This is a genomic window from Elizabethkingia miricola, assembly GCF_001675285.1.
Lineage (GTDB): Bacteria > Bacteroidota > Bacteroidia > Flavobacteriales > Weeksellaceae > Elizabethkingia > Elizabethkingia miricola.
The window spans coordinates 1-21103 of sequence record NZ_LSGQ01000006.1; the positions used below are offsets into that span (position 1 = coordinate 1).

The 21103-nt window shown below is 34.9% G+C and carries 25 protein-coding genes; 3 read left to right on the forward strand and 22 right to left on the reverse strand.

Translation table 11 applies throughout. The annotated features are described in order from the left end of the window. Positions 1 to 2: 2 nt before the first annotated feature. The 4 genes from ATE49_RS07810 to ATE49_RS07820 are packed head-to-tail and all read right to left on the reverse strand — an operon-like array spanning position 3 to position 1120. A complete protein-coding gene (locus ATE49_RS07810) occupies positions 3 to 422 on the reverse strand; it encodes a hypothetical protein (protein WP_065081713.1) in 420 nt (139 codons plus the stop codon). Between the two features lie 7 nt (positions 423 to 429). Continuing rightward, positions 430 to 651, reverse strand: a complete 222-nt coding sequence (locus tag ATE49_RS07815) for a hypothetical protein (protein WP_065081714.1) — start codon at positions 649 to 651, stop codon at positions 430 to 432. Further along, on the reverse strand, positions 648 to 809 hold the full coding sequence (locus ATE49_RS20160) for a hypothetical protein (protein ID WP_155759293.1): 162 nt from the start codon (positions 807 to 809) through the stop codon (positions 648 to 650). Before ATE49_RS20160 ends, ATE49_RS07815 begins: the two co-directional genes overlap by 4 nt. A 17-nt stretch (positions 810 to 826) precedes the next feature. Then, positions 827 to 1120 (reverse strand): hypothetical protein, encoded by a 294-nt coding sequence (locus ATE49_RS07820; RefSeq protein ID WP_143349666.1) that lies wholly within the window; start codon positions 1118 to 1120, stop codon positions 827 to 829. A gap of 118 nt (positions 1121 to 1238) precedes the next feature. Between ATE49_RS07820 and ATE49_RS07825 the strand changes: the two genes are divergently transcribed. Then, the gene (locus ATE49_RS07825) at positions 1239 to 2015 is read left to right on the forward strand and encodes a helix-turn-helix domain-containing protein (RefSeq protein ID WP_065081716.1); all 777 of its coding nucleotides are present in this window, start codon (positions 1239 to 1241) and stop codon (positions 2013 to 2015) included. A 607-nt stretch (positions 2016 to 2622) separates the two neighbouring features. Here the strand turns inward: ATE49_RS07825 and ATE49_RS07835 are convergent. The 4 genes from ATE49_RS07835 to ATE49_RS07850 all read right to left on the reverse strand — a co-directional run bounded on the left by ATE49_RS07835 (position 2623) and on the right by ATE49_RS07850 (position 5044). Then, a complete protein-coding gene (locus ATE49_RS07835) occupies positions 2623 to 3465 on the reverse strand; it encodes a GLPGLI family protein (RefSeq protein WP_065081717.1) in 843 nt (280 codons plus the stop codon). A gap of 62 nt (positions 3466 to 3527) precedes the next feature. Then, complete coding sequence (locus ATE49_RS07840; protein WP_059154818.1) at positions 3528 to 3785, reverse strand: hypothetical protein; 258 nt, start codon at positions 3783 to 3785, stop codon at positions 3528 to 3530. Between the two features lie 252 nt (positions 3786 to 4037). Then, positions 4038 to 4820 carry a DUF5694 domain-containing protein gene (locus tag ATE49_RS07845; protein ID WP_065081786.1) on the reverse strand — a complete coding sequence of 261 codons (783 nt, stop codon included), beginning with the start codon at positions 4818 to 4820 and terminating at the stop codon, positions 4038 to 4040. Between the two features lie 14 nt (positions 4821 to 4834). After that, positions 4835 to 5044 (reverse strand): hypothetical protein, encoded by a 210-nt coding sequence (locus tag ATE49_RS07850; RefSeq protein WP_065081718.1) that lies wholly within the window; start codon positions 5042 to 5044, stop codon positions 4835 to 4837. A 100-nt stretch (positions 5045 to 5144) separates the two neighbouring features. Between ATE49_RS07850 and ATE49_RS07855 the strand changes: the two genes are divergently transcribed. Further along, positions 5145 to 5900, forward strand: coding sequence for a response regulator transcription factor (locus ATE49_RS07855; RefSeq protein ID WP_065081787.1), 756 nt, complete (start codon positions 5145 to 5147; stop codon positions 5898 to 5900). A 280-nt stretch (positions 5901 to 6180) separates the two neighbouring features. Here the strand turns inward: ATE49_RS07855 and ATE49_RS07860 are convergent, their stop codons facing one another. The 14 genes from ATE49_RS07860 to ATE49_RS07930 all read right to left on the reverse strand — a co-directional run bounded on the left by ATE49_RS07860 (position 6181) and on the right by ATE49_RS07930 (position 20279). Continuing rightward, complete coding sequence (locus ATE49_RS07860; RefSeq protein WP_233174284.1) at positions 6181 to 6876, reverse strand: siderophore-interacting protein; 696 nt, start codon at positions 6874 to 6876, stop codon at positions 6181 to 6183. A 205-nt stretch (positions 6877 to 7081) separates the two neighbouring features. Continuing rightward, positions 7082 to 8632, reverse strand: coding sequence for a DHA2 family efflux MFS transporter permease subunit (locus ATE49_RS07865; protein WP_059154815.1), 1551 nt, complete (start codon positions 8630 to 8632; stop codon positions 7082 to 7084). 10 nt (positions 8633 to 8642) lie between these two features. Beyond that, the gene (locus ATE49_RS07870) at positions 8643 to 9689 is read right to left on the reverse strand and encodes an HlyD family secretion protein (protein ID WP_065081720.1); all 1047 of its coding nucleotides are present in this window, start codon (positions 9687 to 9689) and stop codon (positions 8643 to 8645) included. Between the two features lie 21 nt (positions 9690 to 9710). Then, a complete protein-coding gene (locus ATE49_RS07875; RefSeq protein ID WP_065081721.1) occupies positions 9711 to 11057 on the reverse strand; it encodes a TolC family protein in 1347 nt (448 codons plus the stop codon). A gap of 96 nt (positions 11058 to 11153) precedes the next feature. Next, a complete protein-coding gene (locus ATE49_RS07880) occupies positions 11154 to 11585 on the reverse strand; it encodes a universal stress protein (protein ID WP_233174286.1) in 432 nt (143 codons plus the stop codon). An 83-nt stretch (positions 11586 to 11668) separates the two neighbouring features. After that, positions 11669 to 12238, reverse strand: coding sequence for a Crp/Fnr family transcriptional regulator (locus tag ATE49_RS07885; RefSeq protein ID WP_021347225.1), 570 nt, complete (start codon positions 12236 to 12238; stop codon positions 11669 to 11671). 267 nt (positions 12239 to 12505) lie between these two features. Next, the gene (locus tag ATE49_RS07890; RefSeq protein WP_233174287.1) at positions 12506 to 13300 is read right to left on the reverse strand and encodes a siderophore-interacting protein; all 795 of its coding nucleotides are present in this window, start codon (positions 13298 to 13300) and stop codon (positions 12506 to 12508) included. A 112-nt stretch (positions 13301 to 13412) separates the two neighbouring features. Then, a complete protein-coding gene (locus ATE49_RS07895) occupies positions 13413 to 15011 on the reverse strand; it encodes a Na+/H+ antiporter (RefSeq protein WP_065081723.1) in 1599 nt (532 codons plus the stop codon). Between the two features lie 165 nt (positions 15012 to 15176). After that, positions 15177 to 15797: a DsbA family protein gene (locus ATE49_RS07900; protein WP_233174288.1), complete on the reverse strand. Its 621-nt coding sequence runs from the start codon at positions 15795 to 15797 to the stop codon at positions 15177 to 15179. 68 nt (positions 15798 to 15865) lie between these two features. Next, complete coding sequence (locus ATE49_RS07905) at positions 15866 to 16255, reverse strand: nuclear transport factor 2 family protein (RefSeq protein WP_024565699.1); 390 nt, start codon at positions 16253 to 16255, stop codon at positions 15866 to 15868. An 81-nt stretch (positions 16256 to 16336) separates the two neighbouring features. Then, entirely contained in the window at positions 16337 to 17176 is an 840-nt protein-coding gene (locus tag ATE49_RS07910; protein WP_260255970.1) for an MBL fold metallo-hydrolase, read from the reverse strand. Positions 17177 to 17581: 405 nt separating this feature from the next. Further along, positions 17582 to 18163, reverse strand: a complete 582-nt coding sequence (locus tag ATE49_RS07915) for a Crp/Fnr family transcriptional regulator (protein WP_065081726.1) — start codon at positions 18161 to 18163, stop codon at positions 17582 to 17584. A 183-nt stretch (positions 18164 to 18346) separates the two neighbouring features. Further along, the gene (locus tag ATE49_RS07920) at positions 18347 to 19354 is read right to left on the reverse strand and encodes an OmpA family protein (protein WP_065081727.1); all 1008 of its coding nucleotides are present in this window, start codon (positions 19352 to 19354) and stop codon (positions 18347 to 18349) included. 568 nt (positions 19355 to 19922) lie between these two features. Then, positions 19923 to 20279 (reverse strand): DUF2200 domain-containing protein, encoded by a 357-nt coding sequence (locus ATE49_RS07930; RefSeq protein WP_065081729.1) that lies wholly within the window; start codon positions 20277 to 20279, stop codon positions 19923 to 19925. A gap of 181 nt (positions 20280 to 20460) precedes the next feature. Here ATE49_RS07930 and ATE49_RS07935 point away from each other — a divergent pair, with 181 nt between their 5' ends. Further along, positions 20461 to 21072 carry a DUF2306 domain-containing protein gene (locus ATE49_RS07935; protein ID WP_065081730.1) on the forward strand — a complete coding sequence of 204 codons (612 nt, stop codon included), beginning with the start codon at positions 20461 to 20463 and terminating at the stop codon, positions 21070 to 21072. Positions 21073 to 21103 lie beyond the last annotated feature (31 nt).

Below are 21103 nucleotides of genomic sequence, written 5' to 3' on the forward strand. Positions count from 1 at the left end.
CACTATTCATTGTTAGAACCCAAGAAGTTAATACCTAAATCAGCTACTTCAAACCCGACAATTTTGCCTTTTACAGCCTTGTCTACACCAGTACAGGTAATAGATACGCCCTGCCCTATTGGTAAATTAGCTAAAGATTGAACCAAGATTGTTTGAGCAGCAACAAAAGGCATAGTACCATTGTGAAGCTTAGCTAAATAATATACCTTACCATCCGAATCGGCAGCTTCTTTCAATCCAAGATAAAAACATCTTTGTTCTTTACCTTTCAAAGCTGCCCAATCTTCGGCTGTCATATATTTAGCCGTAAGACTAGCACCTTTTTTTGCATTTTTTAATGTGCCTATAACATTTGTATTTGGCATAATAAAAGTTACTTCACCACCTTTAGGGTACAATTCTGATTGTTGTTGATTTTCCATTTTATAATTATTTATTGGTTGGTTTAATATATTTTCTAATCTGTTTTTCCATATCAATCTCTATCTGTGATATAGAACCACTTTTCTTTTTTTTAACGGAACGCCTGTTTCCCACTTCAGGCGTTCCGAATAACACTTCAAGACGTGTGTTGTTCTTTTTAATCTCATCAGCGTAGAAAGCATTCTGCTCTATAAGCTTTCTCGCTTCATTTTGCTGAATATTTGTCATTTTAAAAAATTTAATACTCTATTTTTAAATATTATTGCCAATACCCCGCTGATAGCGAAAAGAGCAAGCGGAATAGTTGTGTTTGTATCGATATTATCTGCACAAAGCGCAAAACTTGCGATAGCAGTACCAGAATAAATGTTAACTATTGTTTTCATACGAACTGTTTTTTTTATTAATCTAATGGACAACTACCTAAAGCTTCTAACATTTGATATTTTGTAATTTTTGGAGATATATTTTTCACCTCTTTACTATACTCATTTTTATCAATCGGATACCTTTTATATATCTGATTAAGCAAGAATGTTGTGTGCCCTTTTAAGTACATAGCCCTATCACGCTGATCTTGATTCTTACCAGTACCGTTGAATAAGAAATTAGAAGCTTCGAATTGAACACCTTGCAAGAATTCTATTCTTTTCATTACTAATTTTCTACTTTGCGGGAAACCGTAATTTGTTTTCATTACTTTTCGTACTTTTGTCGTTGTCGTTGTCGTTTGTTGATACAAATGTATATCAAATATTTGATACTACAATAAAATAATATCAAATATACGATAATTTATAATTATTCTAAACAACATGAAAGCAGCAGATTTAAAAAAGGCTCGAAAAGCGCTTAATTTAACGCAAAAACAAGTAGCAGAACTGATCGGCGTATCATTTCAAACTTACAACGGTTACGAAAACGGAAAAGAAATACCTAATACAAAATATCAAATATTAGATAATGTATTAAGTTTATCAAGTGACACACCTAAGATAACACTAGACGTATCTAATGTTAATCAGAATTCTATTTTAACTAATCAAAACTCTTTTTCTAGAATTCCAAAGGTTATCACAATTTCGGAGAAAGATGAAGAAAAAGAGAATATAGAACTTGTTCCAGTAAAATTAGCAGCTGGATATGTTGGTGGTGGTTTTGCAGAAGAGAATTTTATAAGAGAATTACCAAAGTTCAGATTACCATTCTTAAACAATGGAACTTTCAGGTGCTTTGGTGTCGGTGGTCACTCAATGGACAAAATTCAAGATGAAGATTGGTTTATTGGTAGATTCGTGAGCAACTTAAGGGATTTTCATGAAGGTAAAGTACATGCAATAATTTCAAAAAAATCAAACTCTCTTTTATTAAAACGAGTATTTAGGCATCCAGAAAGAAATGACATGCTCATCTTGAGATCAGACGGAAATGACATTGTAAATACATATCCTGACATTCATATACACATGGACTTGATTGATGAAATCTGGAGTTATGCAGCTCTTATATCTTTCAAAGAGCCGGCTTATGATATAAATAGATTTAGAGAAATTCTACTGTCAAAACCAAAAGCTACAGTACTTGATAAATAGCCCTATTAATAGGCGATTTCTAAAATAAAAAACTCAATATAACGCTCAATATAAGGGCAAAATATGATAGGAACATTAATAAATAAAAATATAATTTATACTGAAAATCAACTAATTACACGTTTTGAAACAAACACACGAGGACTCATAATCAGCAAGTCCTTGGTTCGAGCCCAAGTGGGGCCACCCAAAACTCCCTGAAATAAAGATTTCAGGGAGTTTTTATTTTATAGAACACATTTTTACCTTTAAATAGGCACATTTTAATCTTTTAGAACTCTAATTTTTCTATCCGTTCTGAAATTTCCTTTTCTGAAGATTTATAAAATTCAAAAAAATCTTTATGTATAAACTTTATTTCAAAAGGTTTTACATTTATAAGTTCTACCAAAAAACAAGGTGTTTTATCCTGTAATATGTAAATAGTACCTATTTCGTCTTTCAATATTTCTATAAATACAATATTACAAAAAAAGGTCCCGATTTCTCAGTACCAACCAAATCACATTCTCATACAATAACTTTTGGAAGTTTGTAACTATCCAAATGTAAATAGAAATATTTTTGAGGCTTTACGGAATACCGTAAGGAAGAGAAAAATCCAAGATCAAAGACTCTCTTTAAGTAGGTCTAATTCAATAATATTATTGTTTGATTTAAAATCTTTCTTTCTTTTCTCATCAGCATTTTTTAAAAATGTATTTCGGTCTATTTCTTTGCCGTCAATTCCTATATAAGTTCTTGTTTCCGATCCTCTTGTGCTATTATCGTCAATTTCATACGCTGACGACTTTCTATTTTGTATGAATAGTTTGCGATATTGTCCTTCATTGACAAGTTTGTATTTGCTTTTATTTATGTTTAATACTGATGGTTTATTTATTTTTTTTATACCTATAAGTTGAAAAGAATGACTTCCTGTTTCATCATCAACTTTTAAAATTAGACCAGGCAAGCCATTAAATTTATATGGTCCATCCTGAATAGGAACTTCAGTCGTATACCATGCAATCCAGTTCCTACCATACATAAAAGTTTTAGCCTTTTTTACATTATAATTATTAAAAACTTCAGAATCCGGTAATAAAGTCCAATTGATTTTTCTATTATCAGCAACATTAAATGAACCTCCTTTAACAGAAGTTAAAACATTTTGTGAATTTAATCCTCTGTTTTTTATTATTATATCGGAAATCTTAGTTGCATTTTTTATAAAAAAACTAGGATCAGGTCTTGTTAACATTTTTGCCAAAGCAGAGTCTCGTTGATACGTTTTATAACTTAGATATGTAGAGGAGTTTTTATCAATATCTAAAATCATAACTTCTGATTCTTTATTATCTTTTGATAAACTATCCCTAATGAACGTATATTCGTAGAACACTCTATAATTTTGAGTGAAAAATAATAGAGGACTAAAGAATAATATTACTTGTAATATAAATTTCATAATAACTAATTTAAAAAAAATGGGGAATCAAAATTCCCCACTCTGTTTTTTTTGAAAAATGTTTAACAAGATGTTCCATCATTTACAATAACATTATGTGCATGAAGTACTACACTTCCCGATTCTGATCCATAGCAATTGGAATCATAAGGTCTGTCAACATTATAAGAATCTTGTCTAAGTAATGTACCACATTGGTTCCTGTAAGTGTATGTGTCCGCATTTGAACAACCACCACCTGGCAGTTTGCCACCACTAACATTTTTCAATTTCTCTCTTGTTAAAGGGTTTTTACCTTTTAAAAAATTTAAATTTTTCATTTTAATAAATTTTAATGATTAGTATCTCAAATCTAAATACTTTATATGAATAAATTATTTAACATAATAAATTTTTAGTTATAAAATTTTGTTAAAAAAAATATTTAATAATTTTTTTTAATTCAATTTGACATAAAGATATTTTTTTTACATTGCGTGAAACCGTAATACTGTTTAAAAAGTTTATTGTAAAAAAAAATCCCGGCAACTCGTGCCGGGAAACATATCACATTTCTAATTTTAGCAAAAACTCTACTTCAAATAATCTGCAGCATTTATAAGTTCATATTTTGGGCTGCGCTTTATGAATTCATTAAGGAAAGCTGTATGAGTAGCGCCCATAATGATAAAAATTCTATCATCTTTAGTAACCGGAATCTGATTTAAATTTGAAAAAATCCTCAGGTTTCTTCTGTAAAATTTACTCGCTTCATCAGCTCCCTCAAAGTTTCCTTTAGTACTGATATAGGTTAGAATATCTGCATTGATATTAATGAACTTCTCCAGAGCTTCTTTAGAATTAAAAGTCTTCAGTTTATCCAGTGTAGATAACTTTCCAATTTCAGCAAATTCTTTATAAACACTATTGGTGTAATTCTTTGAAGTAAGGCTGTCTACCTGGTTTTCCAATTCATTTCCAATATTATAATTATATGGCGCTGTAGCCTGTTCATCGATTCCATAAATCCTTTTCACTCCTGACATTTTGCTAACTTCATAAGCAATCAGAGCAACTTCTCCACCTATTTTAGTTTTGTAATCTTTATTCTTTAAAAAGTTAGAATAGTCATTATTCAATTCTTCATTTCTTTCAGGAACTATTTCCACACAAATTATTGTAGGCTTGAACTGCGCTAGTGTTTTAGCTATTTCATAAGTTTCGGATTTACTCTTTTCATCATTTTGATCAAATTTCACTTTATGTTTATCTGGTGTATACACCATGTGAAAGGTCGCAAAATTTAAAACCTTCACTTTTTGTGCAGACAAGTTTGCACAAATAAAAATCCCAAGGATTAAAATAGTCTTTTTCATTTTTATTCCAGCTTTTAGCATTCTATCCAACGAACAATATACTGACGGATAATTTTTTCAAAGAATTCAAGACTGTTTTCAAATCCTACAGCCTCATATTTATTAATGGTAAAACAGGTTTGCCCAACATTTTTATAACTTCCCATATTTACAGTTTTGATTCCGGCAATAGCAGAAACCACAGCTGCAATTATAAACAGATTTAGTAAAATTCGTTTCTTCATGTTTATTACTTATTATTTTGCCCAAAAATATTGCGGTTTGTTTTGATAAATGCTACACTTTTGTGTAGTTTTATACAAATTCGAAAATCAGACATCAGAAATGGATTTTAACCCTTTATTTTCTACTAAAAACAGAATAGATAACCTCTCTTACAAAGATCTATTACAAACCTCTGATTACATAGAAATTGTAAAAGCTTTTTCACGGATTACCTACCAGAGTATTTACATTATAGATTATCAATCCAAAGCTTTCGAGTTTGTTTCGGACAACCCTTTATTTCTTGCTGGTTTAACACCAGAACAGGTATTATCTATGGGCTATGACTTTTATCAAAAGTTTGTACCTGCTGAAGATTTGCAAATGCTGATTGACATTAACAATTCGGGGTTTGAATTCTATGAAAAAATACCACTGGAAGAAAGGAAACAATATGTTATATCCTATGATTTTCATATACAGAATACAAGCGGAAAATTTATTTTAATCAACCATAAGCTGACACCAGTCTTTCTGACAGAAGAAGGAAAGATTTGGAAATCCATGTGTGTTGTCTCCCTTTCTACAAATACTTCGTCGGGAAATGTAACTATAGGAAAACTAAATTCCGACTTGTTATGGGAAATGGATCTTATGACCAATAAATGGTCTGAGCGTAAAAAGACAAATCTTACAGAACGGGAAACTGAAATATTACGTTTTTATAATCAAGGTCTCAGCATTAATGAAATAGCTGAAAAAATCTTTATTTCGGTAGATACAGTCAAATTCCACCGTCGAAAATTATTCGACAAATTGGAAGTGAATAATATCAACGAAGCCCTGGCTTATGTAATACATCATAAGTTATTGTAATTATTAAAAATATTTGTGAAACAGACATAAAAAAAGCCCCGAAATTAATCGGGGCCAACACCAAATCACAAAATATTTTATATGAAAAAATACTTTACTTACTATACACAAAAGCCTTGCCAAATAAAATATTTTATGATTTTTTTTAGACATATTAACAAATGTCATGTTTTTTTTCACTTTTAAATCCATTCATTAGAAATAAAGGATAAAATGGCAGATTAATTTCCATAAAATCTGACTGTTTTTTCAACCGACATTAAAGTTTAATTATCAAGCTTTAATACGGATTGTTAAAATTGACAATCCTTACCTGATCTTCTCTGGTTTCCCATTCTTTTTTGAAGAAATTTGTAAAAAGTTTATTCACCTCATCATTGCCTGCCAGTATTATCTTAAAATCTTTGCTTGTTTTTATGAAATCACTTCTGAAAAGATCCAATACTCTTTCCGGGCTATAGGGATATACAATATGATAGTTGAGTGGATAACTTCCATCCACATCCGGAAAAAATTCTCCCGTATGCCTGCTGTAAACAAAACTGTTGACCATACTGGAAAAAGGAAGATTCCTGTTGAACTGGTAGAAAAAAGATTGCGCATCGGCATTGCCAATAAGGTAATAACACTCTGCATTTGATTCCTGTAGTACCATTTCCTCGGGATTCATCCATTTAATAATCTTTCCGTTTTGCAGATCTCCCAACCAGTTATACAATTCTTTATCCGGACTGGGATGAATTGTGATATCTGCTATATTACGCATCGCATCATAACTCCACAGCATAAACCTTCTTAATACAGGAATACCTTGGTTATTATAACCAATCATTACAGGAATTATATATCCGGGATTCTTATCTATATCCAGTTCCATTGGGAAAATTGTTCTTATTTTAAGATGCCACGAGGTTGTTGTCATCTTTTTATGATATACAATTTCGCCCCGGTTTATATTTCTTAATTCTGATTTCATTTTACATATTTTTAGAATTATATTTTGTTTCCATCATCTGCCTCTTTCGTTTTCTATTAATAAACCACAACAGAAAACAAAAATGTTTTAACTCACTTTAGCTCAACAATCGTTACACAAAAAGGAAAATAAGGACATACTATTTTTATTAAACTATAGCGACTGTTGTGGTTATAATTAAGTATGATGTATTTCTATTATAATATTAATGGGCATCTGCAGGGATTTCTGTTTTTTTCTTCTTAAAGCCCTGTAATAACACAAACGGAATACAGCACAGCATAGCGATTCCCAGATACTGGTAGGCATCTGTAAACCCCATCAGCATCGACTGTTTATTAATCGTTCCCTCCACAGCCCGCAATGCCATTTCCGAAGCATCAGAATGAGAGAAACCTTTCCCCATAAAACCAACGATATAATCCTGTATTCTTTCCCAGTAAGCAGAGCCATATTCATTTACGTTTTCCAGTAGATAATTCCGGTGTTTTCCTTTTCCGATATGTATTGCTGTTGCTAATCCTGCAATCCCAAAAGAACCGCCTAACTGACGCATCATATTATATAATCCTGCACCCTGCCCTATCTCAGGTCCTTTCAGATCTTTAATAGCCAATGTAATAAGTGGTACAAACAACAATCCAATACCTATTCCTCTGAAGTAAAGTGGAAAATAGAAGTCCGTATTTCCGGAAGACAATGTTGCTTTACTCATAATCATCGGAAAAATAAAGAAGCATATAAATCCTGCAATAACAAAGAGCTGTGGTGGAACTCCTTTTTTCAATAATTTCCCTACTGTTGGCATTAAGGCTATGGTGAATATCTGACCCGGCAGCAAAAGAAACCCCGTTTGCTCTGCCGAGAATCCCAAAAGGCTCTGGCAAAACTGAGGAAAAACAAATACAGAACCATACAAGCCTATCCCGAAAAGAAAAGAAGTAACCATTCCCGCCGAAAAGCTTCTGTACCTGAATAATTTAAGGTTTACAACAGGATGATCCGTTGTGGTTTCCCGCCAGATAAACAGGAGTATACCAATGACTGCAGTAACTGTAAGCACTATAATATACTTGGTTGCAAACCAGTCTTTCTCTTCACCTTTTTCCAGAACTGTCTGCAAGCTTCCCACCGCAACAGTAAGGAGCAAAATCCCCCACCAATCGACAGGTTTGCCTGTACTCTCTTTAGGTGTAGATCTTACATACTGATAAGTAAGTATTGCCGCCAGAATACCCAATGGTAAATTAATATAGAATACCCATGGCCACGATAAATGATCCGTAAGATAACCTCCCAGTGCAGGTGCTACTGTAGGACCTACTACTGCTCCGAAACCAAATATCGCAGTAGCGGTTCCTCTTTCCTCCGGTGGCCAGGTCTCGAGTAATATTGCCTGTGCATTGGATATTAGCCCGCCTCCTGCAAGCCCCTGTAATATTCTGAATACAACCAGCTCTGTCAATGTATGCGAATTACCGCACAACATAGATGCTATTGTAAATAAAATAATAGAAAACAGAAAATAATTCTTACGCCCAAAGCGGCTTCCCAGCCATCCGGACATCGGCAAAATAATAACATTGGCTACAGCATATCCTGTAGATACCCATGCTACATCTTCCAATATAGCGCCCATATTCCCTTGAATATGAGGTATAGCAACATTTACAATAGTTGTATCCAAAAATTCCAGCATACAGGACAATACCATGGTAAAGGTTATAATCCATTTTCTAAATCCTTTCTCAGCCATTATTTCCTGATTATTTGGTTACAACGCTTACCTCTACATTCATTCCCGGACGTATCTTTTTAAGAAGTTCTGCAGAGGCATTAATTTTAATCTTTACAGGAATACGCTGCACTACTTTTACAAAGTTCCCTGTAGCATTATCCGGTGGCAGCAAAGACATCTTGGCACCGGTAGTTCCGGCATAGTTGTGTACAACACCATCTATAGGTTCATCCGGATAAGCGTCCACTACAATCTTAGCTTTCTGTCCCGGACGGATATGCTGCATCTGCGTTTCTTTGAAGTTGGCTGTTACATAGAGGTTATTTTCATCTACAACCGCAAACAGCGTTTGCCCTGCCTGCAGCAACTGTCCCATTTGTACACGACGCTTGGTTACAATCCCGGAAACAGGTGCTTTAATATTCGTATAAGATAGCAGTAGCTTCGCATAATCTACATCTGTTTGCTGCTGGTTTGTTGCCGTATGCGTTACATTAAGCTCCGAACGCGTATTTCCAATCTGTGCTACTGCCGTTTTATATTGCTCTTCAGCAGATATATAAGCTGCTTTAGCAATATCACGTTCTGCCTTAGCCTTATCAAAAGTCTGCTGCGGAACAGAGCCACTTCTGACAAGTGCTGTATAACGATCATAATCCTGATTGGCCTGCCATAGTCTGGCTTTAGCTTCTTCTATTCTTGCTTTATATCCCAATGATGCAGCATGAGTAGCAGATACCTGAGTTTCGGATACACCAATCTTAGACCCTGCGGTCTTTTGTGCTGCCAAAGCCTGTTCCAATTTAATACGGTACTCCTGATCTTCCAGTGTTACCAAAGTCTGTCCTTTAGTCACACGCTGATTATCTTCAAAGTTTATAGTATTGATATAGCCTCCTACACGTGCCACCACAGCACTAAGGTCACCATCCACCTGAGCATCATCGGTATCTTCATGGCTCTGGTAGTAGGTATATTGTTTTATTCCGAAAATACTACCGGCTATAATTACGACCAACAGAATTGCCGGTACTGTATATTTTTTCTGTTTTGTCTGAGTTGTTTCGATATTCATAAGTATTGTTTTCTTATAGTATTATTGATTAATTGTTGATATTTTACCCGACACTTTTAATAAGTTGTACCAGGCAACAGAAGCGTCGGCACGGGCAATTTCCAGATCAGTAAGAGCCTGATAAAGTTTAGCATCTGCATCTATACGATCGGTAACTGTTGTAACATTATTTTTATAGCGGTCTTCCTGCATACGATCGTTTTCCGTTGCCTCGTCTATGGCAGAATGCAGTAATGCTACTTTATTTAAGGCACGCTGATATAACTGATAAGCCTGATTAACCTCTGTACGAATCTTATCTGTCCAGATATTCTTTTCAATCGATGTCTGCTGCTGACGGATTTTTATTTCAGAGCGTTTGTTTTTATTCATCCATAGCGAGGAAAAATCCCAGGATAATGTGGCCCCCGCTGAAATCGGAGCTATAAAATTTCCGTTGGCAGGAATAAATGTGGAACCGGCATGAAGATATTTCAATCCGGCATTTAATGATAATTTCGGAAGTTCATCTGCCTGTATCGTTTTAAAGGAAAACTCTTCCACTTTATATTGCAAATCATTTTGCTTCAGCTCTTTCCTTTCCGAAAAAGCCATATTCACATATTGGTTCAGCGGATCCGGGGCTTCTTCTTTTAACAATACCTGTCCCGATTTTAAATCTGTTTCCTCCGGTAATCCAAGTAATACTGCTATATTATAACATATAATCTTTCGGTTGGCTTCCAGATCCGATGCTGTGATTTCTATTGCCGATTTCTGTAATCTGAAGCGCAACACATCGTTTTTAGTAACAACACCATGGCGGTAAAACTGATCTGCCTGCTGAATCAGCTTTTCTATGGCTGCCATATTCTGCTGTACAATTTTCTGGCTCTGGGTTACTTTATACAAATCAAAATACATTTGTACCGCTGTATAAATCACCTCATCTTCACTAAGCGCCACATTGGTTCTGGCCATCTCTGTTAACAACAATGTAGAAGCTCTTGCATATTTTAGCTTAAAGCCATTGAACACAGTTTCACTTAGTGCAATATTCCCGTTATACGATTCTGCCCTGTCCGGCAATGTCCAATCCAGAGATCCTAATCTGATATGATTTGCCGGAATTTCTGCATGAGAGAAACTACCGCTTATACTTCCTGTTGGCAGCGACAGGTCCTTTGCCTGATTGTATTTATTAATCGCAAGATCTATTGCAGAACGCTTTAGCTTTAGTGTATTACTGTTAGAAAGCGCCATTTCTATAGTCTGATTAAGTGTAAGAATATTCGACTGAGCCTGTACACTTACCATCATCATACTTCCTCCGGCACACATTAACAGCGATGCCTTTAGGGCTTTCAAAGGAATTTTTAATGTTTTCATTTCTTATATTTTTCGTTCATTACAGAGCATAGCTCCGCCAGGCAGGCTTTTAGCCCGCTTATTTTTTTTATTACTAAGCAATTATGTTATGAGGATTTAGTGTGCCTGATGGTTGTAAGGCATTACCAGTACTGGTATAGTAGTATGTCGGATCACCTGCTCGGCAACACTGCCATTTATCCAGTGATCCAGTCCCGTTCTTCCGTGAGTACCCACAATAAGTAAGTCGGCAGTATTTTTGGTAACAAACCGGATTATTTCCTCCGAAGGATCACCTTCCGGTATTATTATATGACATTCTACAGTTTCAAAAATTTTGTTAAGCTCTTGTATTTTCTCTATCAGCTGCGCTCCGGAGCTGTTATTCTCTATGGAAGCATTAGCCAGTGATGCATTTACAACAGCTTCATTATTTCGGATCAAAAGTATTGTTATTCTACTGTTAAAGGATGTAGCCAATTCAAATCCATGCCGGGCGATCATCGGAGAATAAATACTCTCATCGAGCGCGATGATTATAGATTTCATGTTCATAGGTTTTGTTTAAAATCATGTTGCAAAATTCCGCTATCACAAGATTAAAAACTTTGACCTGTGTCAAAAAAGGAGGTTTATAACTTCGATTTTAAGCGGCTAAGAGTTTCCTGAGAAATATTAAGATAGGACGCCACCATTTTATTGGAAAGCCTGCGTACAACAATTGGATTTTCTGCCAGCAGCTGGCGGTATTTTTCCAATGCATCCTGTATGAGGAATGACATCAGACGTCTGGTATTAGTTATATATGCAATTTCAAGATAAATTCTGTAAAATTTCTCCCACTGCGGAATAATCTCCAATAGATGGTAGAAATCTTTATGGCTGATGTAGAAAACTTCAGTAGGCTCTACCGCCTGTATAAACTCTTTAGATTTTTCAGCTGTAATAAAACTTACTAATGCACTTGCAAACTGATTTTCAAAAGCAAAGTAACGTGTAGCTTCCTGTCCTTCTTCATTGATAAAAAAAATTCGCAGACAGCCTTTGGTTACGAAAAAAGAACGCTGACTAACCTGCCCTTCGGCAAGCAATAATTCATTTTTTTTAAGCTTAATACATTTAAAGTAAGAGAGAATAGTATCCAGCTCTTCCTCTGTTACCGATATTTTACTTTTGATATATGATATGAGTAATTCGTTCATGTAATTATCCTAAATAAGATCAGCAGACAAATGTAATAAAATTAGAAAGACATTGCTGCACTCTGTAAGTTTCCTGTTTTTATGAATTTAAAAATCCCTGCCGAAATTACACACTCTGACAGGGACCAACTTTAATAGATTTTCAAAAATTATATATACTAAGTTATCTGATGCATTTTTTTGAAACAGATAAAAGCTAATTTTAATGATGAATACCTACAGAAACCCTTTAGGCGGGTTCTGTAAATATTCTGTTATTAATTAGTTTCAGTTCTTCAAATCTTCAGATGCTTCATCTTCTGAAACTCCTGCCTTCCAATAAGAACAAGCATACATTTCGCGGGGATTCCAGCCCTTATCTGTTCTGTAATAGCTGCGCAAATCTTTTACTGTTGCATATTCTGCAGCGATATACACATACTTTTTCAGATCATCATCCGGAAATTCAAATGCCCTTACCTGTTTTGCCAGATCACTTCCCTCCTCAGGAGCCGCGTTATATAACCATTCCGTTTCTACACTGGCTGCAGAACACAACATCAGCTCATCTTCTTTTGTAGGGACTTCCAGAAAAACCTTTGCTTTTGCTTCTGAAGGAAGCTGTTCCAGGATAGCGCTAATAACAGGTAGAGCCGTTGCATCTCCTGCCAGTAAATAACGATCTGACTCCGGAACCAGTGGCCTTAAACTTTCTTTCATGCCGATTCCCAGATGATCTCCGGCTTTTGCCTTCAATGCCCATGCTGATGCGGGACCATTATCACCATGTGCTACAAAGTCAACGCTAAGCTCATTTTTCTCCAGATCTATTTTACGGTTGGTATAGGTTCTTACTATTGTTTCCTGTCCATCATTACCCACTGGAATAAATATCTTATTATTGGATCCAGGTCTTACACCGGCCAGCAATTCTGTCTGTTCATCATCCATATTAAATACGACACGGATAAGATGTGGCGTAATATATTCTTTATGTTTTACTGTAAATACAGACCGTATCTTTTTAGTTATTTTCTGCTCCATCATTTTAAGTAAGTTTTTATTTGATATAAGTTCTGTCATAATTATTACGCCAGCAAAGATCATCACATCGAAACAGATAAACATTGATCTGAGTCAAAAAACGAACAGCATCTGTATTTTTCTATTTTAGATTATAATGGATCTATTGATACTACACCTTCAGAGATTCTACCTCATGATAAACCGTCGTTGTCCAGAAATCCAGTTCCTGTTCTTTTTTCCGTATCTCTTCCAGCTCATATTCTCCCTTACGATAGCATTTCACAAGCTCCTTACGCTGAAAATCTATGAGTTCCAATTCTATTCTGAAATAGGTTTCCCGCCATTCTTTCTTTGCCATAACATCTGTATTACCAGCATTGTTTCCGAAGAGTTCTAATTCTTCTTTTTTTAGCTTTTCAGCCATTCTAGCAATAATATCCCGTGACATTTCATCCTGGGGATGCATGGTCTGTAGACAGGAAAGTGATTTTTCAATTAACAGAATATTCAGTTCCTTTTCATACTGCTTTTCTTCCGAAGCGGGTTTAATCAACTTTATCAGTTTAGGTAGTGTAAGTCCTTGTATAAGCAGGGTAAAAATAATAACAACAAATGATACAAATAATATAGTACTCCGTTGTTCTATAAGTGCACCATTATTAGTATACAGGGGTAAAGCCAAAGCAGCAGCCAAAGATACTACCCCACGCATTCCCGACCAGGACAGAATAATATATTCCTTGCGAAAGCGTGGCAGCAAAACATCTTTATAGCCGTTTTTCTTCCCGGAAAACACGGGAAAAGTAAAGGTTATCAACAACCGGATCAAAATCAAAATGCCAAACATCAACAAACCATAAAGAATAAGAACAGGAAGCTCTGAATGTGGTATAGCTGCAACAATCTGTGGCAGCTGCATTCCGAGGATAAGGAATACCAAACCGTTGAGGATAAAAATAATAACATCCCAGAAATGCCCCATCTGAATCCGGCTTACAGAACTAAACAGGGAAAATGAATTCCATGAAAGAAACATTCCAAGAGCTACTACAGCCAGAACTCCCGAAGAATCCAAATGTTCTGCCAGACTATAAGTGGCAAACGGTAACAGAACAATGGCAAAAGTTTCTGTATTGCTGTTACCATTCAGAAAACGGTGTATCTTAAGAAATACAAAACCGATTAATAGCCCTATAACAATCCCTCCGAGGCTAATGCTGACAAACTGTACACCTGCATTCCAAAAAGAAAACACCCCGCTAAGCACTGCCGTAACAGCACATTTATAAGCTATTAGCGCGGAAGCATCATTCAGAAGGCTTTCTCCTTCCAGTATGGTTATCAGTTTTTTAGGAAGCGGCAAATCCCTTGTTATACTGGTTGCTGCTACAGCATCTGGCGGCGATATAATGGCGCCTAATATAAAAGCCAGCGGCCAGGTAAATCCGGGAATAATACTATGGGCAACAACAGCAATAACTGTGGTGGTAATAAATACCAGTCCTACTGCCAGCAAAGATATTTTTGGCAACTCTTTTTTGAAATCCGGAATAGAGGTATTCCATGCAGCATCGAATAAAATAGGTGGAAGTACGACATAAAAAATCATCTCCGGACTCATATCTATAGATGGTATCAGTTGGGTAAGACTTAATAACAATCCTACCACTACCAATAAAATAGGCAATGCCAGTTTCAGCCTGTCTTTCACCGAAATAATAACAATAAGAATAATAGAAATCCAGATAATTTTTTCAAGTTCTGCCATACACAAATAATTATGCTGCGAAATTAGACAGCTCTGACAGCTAAAACTATGATCTGGATCAAAAAATAAAAGAGACCTATTTTGGGATATGGTCTCTTTTATACGTTTCTTCAGCATTAGCAACACCGAATGTCTTATGCTGAAATAAATCTATTAGTGAGGTGCTTAGTTCTTTAATGCTTCAATACGCTGTTCCAGATCAGAAAGAGAGGCATAACCTTGTTCGATAACCGTATACTTACCATTATTTTCTACCAGCATAGTAGGGAAGGATTGTGCAAATTGTACAGCTTTCTGAAAGGTATTTCGGGTTTCCTTTCTGGCTTTATCAGAGTGAAAGTAATCAAGAAATGTTTGCTCATCGATCCCTAAATCTTCTGCAACAGAAAGATAAGTTTCATCCAGATTCAAATCTTTTCCAAAATAATACCTTGCTTTTTGTACTGCTACCATAAAAGGAACCGTTAATTCAGGAGCTATATTCTGTATGGTTACAATAGCTCTTGAAGGGATTTCGCTGTCTAATACTATTTCCTGTTTCAACAATTCTCTGTAGGCATTACCAAACTCTATTCCGGTGTGTTCTTCAACTACTGTATCGTGACGCAGAAAGAAACTGACCATTTGTGGCGATTGTCTTCGCACGTTTTCACCAACCCACATTCCACCAGGAAGAATCTCAAATTTTATATCATTCTTATACTTTTCAAACAATTCCAGTAGATTGTCTGAGTTACCATAACACCATCCGCAAAGTGGATCCATTATATATATTAGTTTCATCATTTTGTATTTTTAAATTGTATTCTGGTTCCTATAACTGATAAAACAAATTATCAGGAAACTCAGTTTATTTATTGCATTGCATCCGTTACGGTCTTGCTGTCTACAAACTGTTCAAACTTAACAATTTTACCATGCTCCAGATGCCAGATGTGTGCTACTCTTGCCGCAAAAGCTTTGTTAGTGACTTTATTTATTCCTGTATAAGTTCCAAAGGCCACTACTTTGTTATCACTGGCCACATAATCTTCCGGTGTGAATTTGTAATCAATCCATTCGCTTCCAAGACGGCTGAAAACATTTTTTGTAATTTCCTCCAGACCTGTATATGTTCCTGCATACGGGAAACCCTTTGCTTCAGTCCATTGTACATTTTCTGCAACATGAGCTGCTAATGCTCTTCCGTTTTCTTCCGAAGTTTTTCCTTCGTAAGTGCTTTTTACAATTTCTAAATTGGTCATCGCTGTATTATTTTTTGAATTACAGCCTGATAACAGAAGTATAACTATCAGGCTGTAGATTATTGATTTCATATAATTCCGTTACCATTTCATTTCGCCGGTGTTCACTTTCGCACCAATCTGAAGAGCAGTTTCAAAAGTAAGTGCAGGATACTTTGCTTTGATCGTTTTTATTAATGCTTCTGAAGTACTATTGGTTTTTAGCGCTTCTTCATAGAAAAGAATATAATCTTTGGTGTGTTTTACAGATGTTAAATCTGTTGCATCTGTTAATTTTCCGTGTGCAGGGATTACTATTGATGGTTTTAATGCAATGATCTTATCCAGTACTTTAATCCAGTTAGAACGGGCTTCCGGTGTTTGCGCATCTGCCATCCAAAGATTGAAAGAGTTTCCGAATACGTTGATACCACCAACAACTGCTTTTGCAGATGGAATATATACAAATGTTCTGGCCGGGAAGTCTTCTAAACCTGTAATTTCCAGTTTTTCACCTTCCAGCTCAATGCTGTTTCCTTTTAATACCTGTGGCAATACTACATTACTGGTTACTGCTGCCCCCAGCTGTCCACCCCATACATCCAGCTTTTTCTGTGCCGTCTGCGCTATTGCGTCTACTACTTTAGGAGTTGCATAAGCAGTTACTCCGGGAAAATGTCTTTTGAAAACCTCCAGACCGAAATAAAAATCAGGATCATTATGTGATATATATATCGCTTTAAGGTTTTTACCCGATGTTTTAATTTTTTGTGCAACTGTTTCCGCATCTGCCAATGTGAATTGAGCATCTATTAATACAGCGTCTGTTTTGCCTGATACAATTACAGATGCTACACCAAAGCTATTTTCTGAAGCATTGAATACATCCAGATTAAATTTACCTGCCTGAATTGTTTTAAAATTTTGTGCTTTACCTGACATAGTGAATAATGTTAAAATTGTGAATAATGTTGTTTTAAATACTGATTTCATTATTGTAAAATTATGATTTTTAATCGCTTACTTCCTTTGAACTAGTTCAATAAATTAACCGCCATTATCTTTATAAATTCTACAGTCTTTATAATGAAGTGACTGTGCTAAGAAAGATTAAAGTGCCTATAATTTATGTGTCCGTGGATGTTTTATATTTTATTTACAATGCAAAGTTCAGCATCTGTGCTCTCTAAAACATTGAACAAGTTCAATAAATGAAAATGGTAAAATCAGAAGGTATCTAAAAGAAAGGAGGTAACCGTATATTATAATACCGGTTAACAGAAACTTAGTAACAAAGAAATGCTTTCGTTACTGGGTTTTATTAATGGTTAAAAACCAATTACAATTTTATTTACGAATCATTGTCTTCCTTCTTATCTTACTCAAAAACTCGTGACTAATTCCAAGATAGGCCGCAATCTGTAAATTTGTGAGTCTTTGATTAAGTGAAGGGTATTTTTCAATAAAATCCAGATAACGTTGATCGGCTGTTTTACTCAGGTTATCTATCATCCTGCGTTGCAAAGTGGTATGTGTTTTTTGTGTCATAATACGGAAAAGCTTCTCTACCCAGGGGTAATTTTCATAAGCAAAATCTTTGTCCGTTTTCGAGATTAACAGTACTTCGCTGTCTTCAATTGCTTCTATGAAAAGCCGGGAAGGTGCTTGATTGGTAAAGCTGTCGATATCAGTAAGCCACCAGTCTTCCATTCCGAAATATAAAATCTGCTCAGCTCCTTTAATATCAATATGGTATATTTTAAAAAGACCTTTTGTTACAAAGGCTTCAAACTTACATACTTCACCTCCCCGCAATAAGAACTCCTTCTTTTTAATCGATTTTGAAGTAAAAAGATTACAGAACTTAGCTATATCTGCCTCAGAGCTTGCTATATTTCGTGATATATTGAGATGGAGTGCTTCTATCATAGATTATTTGATTATTGAGCAGTATAATACAAAAGTATTAAAAAGCAGCGCTTTGTCTATACATGTAAGCTGATTTATGATAGTTGGGGTTTTATACTAATTATCTAACAACAAACCATGTAATTCTTTAATTACATGGTTTGTTGTTTTAAAAATTCAGCTTTAGGCTGAATAGTATTCTTTCTATTTCTTTATAAGTTCCACCCTTCTGTTCTGGGCTTTTCCTTCCTCAGTATTATTGTCTGCTATTGGGCTTTGCTGTCCAAAACCTTTTGCTGATAAACGATCCTCAGCAATACCTGCCTTGGTAATTTCCCCTCTCACAGATTGAGCTCTTGCATCTGAAAGTTTCAGATTGTGGTCAGCATTACCAGAGTTATCCGTATAACCATTAATGGCAATTTTTAATGTCTTATCTGTGTTCAGAACTTTTACAATTTCTTTTACCGCATCGGATCCGTCAGGTTTCAGAGTAGCCTTATCGGTATCAAAATTAATATGAAGTACTGCTTTTCCTTTTTCATCAAGCTGCTTCTTTATCTCATCAGATTTTACCAAAGTAATAGTTTGTTTAAAACCTTCTTCCTGTAGAATATTAATTTTTCCGCTGGCACTGTTGCCTGTTAGCTGAATAAAGATATTGCCCTGATCTTTACGTCTGATCACATAGACTTTAATATTTTCGCCGGCATATCCTACATCTCCGTCTTCACCAAGGTTTGTTGCCTGTTTGCTATACTTTTCGTACTCTTCGTTGGTAATTTGGCCATCAAATATTTTAACACCACCTACTGCTGTAATAGCTTCGTCAAAGCTTTTCTCGAAATATGGCAGCGCCCATTGCTCACCGCTTCCCTCTTTAACAACAACATTTGCTTTCCAGACTTTTCCTTCAAACGGAGTCATTACACCACCTATCGGGAAAAATACTTTATCATATTTCTTTTCTATAGGTTTATTCTGTGAAACAAGTCCTTCGGGCATATTGAAAAATGGAAATTCGCCAATATTTTTATCCGATACAGGAACGGCATCAATATTAAATGTCGAAGACGTTGCTTGTGAAGTATTTTTTTCTTCTGTTTTTATACTATCCTGTGTTGCATTGCTATCCTCTGCTTTCTTCTTGTTGCAGGAAAGTATAAATAAAGACATTGCTGCAATCGCAACTCCGGTTGTCATTTTTTTCATGTTTGTTATATCTGTTTAGGTATTATTTGCTGATTGTTCTTACTTTACTTCCAAATATCTTATATTTTTATTGAATGTGAGGATTCTAAGTTTTTTATTTTTTTTCTGAATATTAAAAATTCTACCCCTGTACATAGTAAATAAACTATTAAAAAAACTAATGGGCGTATTATAAAGCTGTAGTTATATTGATATATCTCTATTAAAACATTAGTACCTAAATAAATAACACAGATTAACGGTATTCCTGAAAATGCTAAAAAAGACAAGAAAGAATTATTTCTGATTTTCTCTATTAGATTTAGAAAAAAAGATAAAGAACCTAAAACCATTACAGCCAGATAGATCAAGGAAAAACCTAAGTTTAGCAAAATATCAATTATGTACAGAATATTCCCCAGGAAAGTTGTATCTGTCTGTTTTGTTTCCATCATCACAATTTTGTAAAGGAAAAATAGCAGAATACTGATCAGAAGATTAACCAGCCAGAATTTAAATATAATTTTCTTCATTTATAGAAAATTTTCACAGTCTTTATATTTCAATGTTTTATACAATTTTTATCTAGTTATTCTCTCAATATCTTCTCCATACTCTTGCCTTTCGCCAGTTCATCTATCAATTTATCCAGATAACGAACTTTCTGTATAATCGGATCTTCTATTTCTTCTACCCTGTATCCACAGATAACTCCGGTAATCTTTGAAACATTCGGATTGATTTTTGGAGCCTGATTGAAGAAATCCTCGAAGTTTGCTTTTTGGTCTATGTGCTGTTGTAAGCTTTTTTCATTGTAACCTGTAAGCCAGAAGATAATCTCATCTACCTCAGCTTTTGTCCTCCCTTTCTTTTCAGCCTTCTGAATGTAATGCGGATATACACCGGCAAAGGACATTTTGTATACTCTTTCGTTATTACTATTCATTTTATGGATTATAATGATATTTATACAATTACAGAGAAGGACTAAAAATACAAAACTTTTCAACTCATAACCGGAAAAAATGAATAAATTAAAGCTCTGATTTTAAGTTTAATATTTCAATGTGAGATTTAAATATATATATCCTTAAAATTCCGTTTTCATAATAATTCAACGATATGTTATGAGGAAATTTTTATTTGCCATCATCTGTATTTTTGCTCTCCTTATTGGAATTTATCCATTTATGTATGCTTTTGTTGATCACAAGTATACTTTTTTGGGATCTAAATCATCAGAAGTTCTTCATAATGTGATTTGGAAACTGGCATTTTATACTCATATTATCTTTGGTGGATTATCACTTTTTATAGGGTGGCGGCAGTTTGGTAAAAAGTTCAGGAATAAACATATAAAACTACACAGAAATATCGGAAAACTATATGTAATATCGGTTATCATAAGCTCTGTTGCAGGAATTTATATGGGATTCTATGCTAATGGCGGCATCATATCTTCAACCGGATTTATATTACTGGGACTCATTTGGTTTAATACAACAGTTATGGCTTTATCACAGATCAGAAAAGGAAATATTAAACAACACCAGCAACTGATGATCTATAGCTACGCCTGTACTTTTGCTGCCGTTACACTTAGACTCTGGCTTCCTCTATTAACCATTCTAACAAAGGATCCGGCGCATTCTTATCTCGTTGTAGCATGGCTAAGCTGGGTTCCGAATCTTATAGTGGCTTATTTTATTAACAGAAAAGTAATCAGAACCAAAGTGTAAGCCACCAATCTAATAATCTTTAATCGTCTTT

What these genes read in the sequence shown, in the direction of transcription:
- ATE49_RS07860 (WP_233174284.1), bottom strand. Translation starts at nt 6,876, where the DNA reads ATGAAATCAGAATTAAGAAATATAAACCGGGGCGAAATTGTATATCAT.
- ATE49_RS07900 (WP_233174288.1), bottom strand. Translation starts at nt 15,797, where the DNA reads ATGATGAAACTAATATATATAATGGATCCACTTTGCGGATGGTGTTAT.
- ATE49_RS07840 (WP_059154818.1), bottom strand. Translation starts at nt 3,785, where the DNA reads ATGAAAAATTTAAATTTTTTAAAAGGTAAAAACCCTTTAACAAGAGAG.
- ATE49_RS07855 (WP_065081787.1), top strand. Translation starts at nt 5,145, where the DNA reads ATGGATTTTAACCCTTTATTTTCTACTAAAAACAGAATAGATAACCTC.
- ATE49_RS07915 (WP_065081726.1), bottom strand. Translation starts at nt 18,163, where the DNA reads ATGATAGAAGCACTCCATCTCAATATATCACGAAATATAGCAAGCTCT.
- ATE49_RS07810 (WP_065081713.1), bottom strand. Translation starts at nt 422, where the DNA reads ATGGAAAATCAACAACAATCAGAATTGTACCCTAAAGGTGGTGAAGTA.
- ATE49_RS07930 (WP_065081729.1), bottom strand. Translation starts at nt 20,279, where the DNA reads ATGAATAGTAATAACGAAAGAGTATACAAAATGTCCTTTGCCGGTGTA.
- ATE49_RS20160 (WP_155759293.1), bottom strand. Translation starts at nt 809, where the DNA reads ATGAAAACAATAGTTAACATTTATTCTGGTACTGCTATCGCAAGTTTT.
- ATE49_RS07835 (WP_065081717.1), bottom strand. Translation starts at nt 3,465, where the DNA reads ATGAAATTTATATTACAAGTAATATTATTCTTTAGTCCTCTATTATTT.
- ATE49_RS07910 (WP_260255970.1), bottom strand. Translation starts at nt 17,176, where the DNA reads ATGTCAGGTAAAGCACAAAATTTTAAAACAATTCAGGCAGGTAAATTT.
- ATE49_RS07825 (WP_065081716.1), top strand. Translation starts at nt 1,239, where the DNA reads ATGAAAGCAGCAGATTTAAAAAAGGCTCGAAAAGCGCTTAATTTAACG.
- ATE49_RS07920 (WP_065081727.1), bottom strand. Translation starts at nt 19,354, where the DNA reads ATGAAAAAAATGACAACCGGAGTTGCGATTGCAGCAATGTCTTTATTT.
- ATE49_RS07895 (WP_065081723.1), bottom strand. Translation starts at nt 15,011, where the DNA reads ATGGCAGAACTTGAAAAAATTATCTGGATTTCTATTATTCTTATTGTT.
- ATE49_RS07865 (WP_059154815.1), bottom strand. Translation starts at nt 8,632, where the DNA reads ATGGCTGAGAAAGGATTTAGAAAATGGATTATAACCTTTACCATGGTA.
- ATE49_RS07870 (WP_065081720.1), bottom strand. Translation starts at nt 9,689, where the DNA reads ATGAATATCGAAACAACTCAGACAAAACAGAAAAAATATACAGTACCG.
- ATE49_RS07885 (WP_021347225.1), bottom strand. Translation starts at nt 12,238, where the DNA reads ATGAACGAATTACTCATATCATATATCAAAAGTAAAATATCGGTAACA.
- ATE49_RS07815 (WP_065081714.1), bottom strand. Translation starts at nt 651, where the DNA reads ATGACAAATATTCAGCAAAATGAAGCGAGAAAGCTTATAGAGCAGAAT.
- ATE49_RS07880 (WP_233174286.1), bottom strand. Translation starts at nt 11,585, where the DNA reads ATGAAATCTATAATCATCGCGCTCGATGAGAGTATTTATTCTCCGATG.
- ATE49_RS07890 (WP_233174287.1), bottom strand. Translation starts at nt 13,300, where the DNA reads ATGACAGAACTTATATCAAATAAAAACTTACTTAAAATGATGGAGCAG.
- ATE49_RS07905 (WP_024565699.1), bottom strand. Translation starts at nt 16,255, where the DNA reads ATGACCAATTTAGAAATTGTAAAAAGCACTTACGAAGGAAAAACTTCG.
- ATE49_RS07845 (WP_065081786.1), bottom strand. Translation starts at nt 4,820, where the DNA reads ATGAAAAAGACTATTTTAATCCTTGGGATTTTTATTTGTGCAAACTTG.
- ATE49_RS07875 (WP_065081721.1), bottom strand. Translation starts at nt 11,057, where the DNA reads ATGAAAACATTAAAAATTCCTTTGAAAGCCCTAAAGGCATCGCTGTTA.
- ATE49_RS07850 (WP_065081718.1), bottom strand. Translation starts at nt 5,044, where the DNA reads ATGAAGAAACGAATTTTACTAAATCTGTTTATAATTGCAGCTGTGGTT.
- ATE49_RS07820 (WP_143349666.1), bottom strand. Translation starts at nt 1,120, where the DNA reads ATGAAAACAAATTACGGTTTCCCGCAAAGTAGAAAATTAGTAATGAAA.
- ATE49_RS07935 (WP_065081730.1), top strand. Translation starts at nt 20,461, where the DNA reads ATGAGGAAATTTTTATTTGCCATCATCTGTATTTTTGCTCTCCTTATT.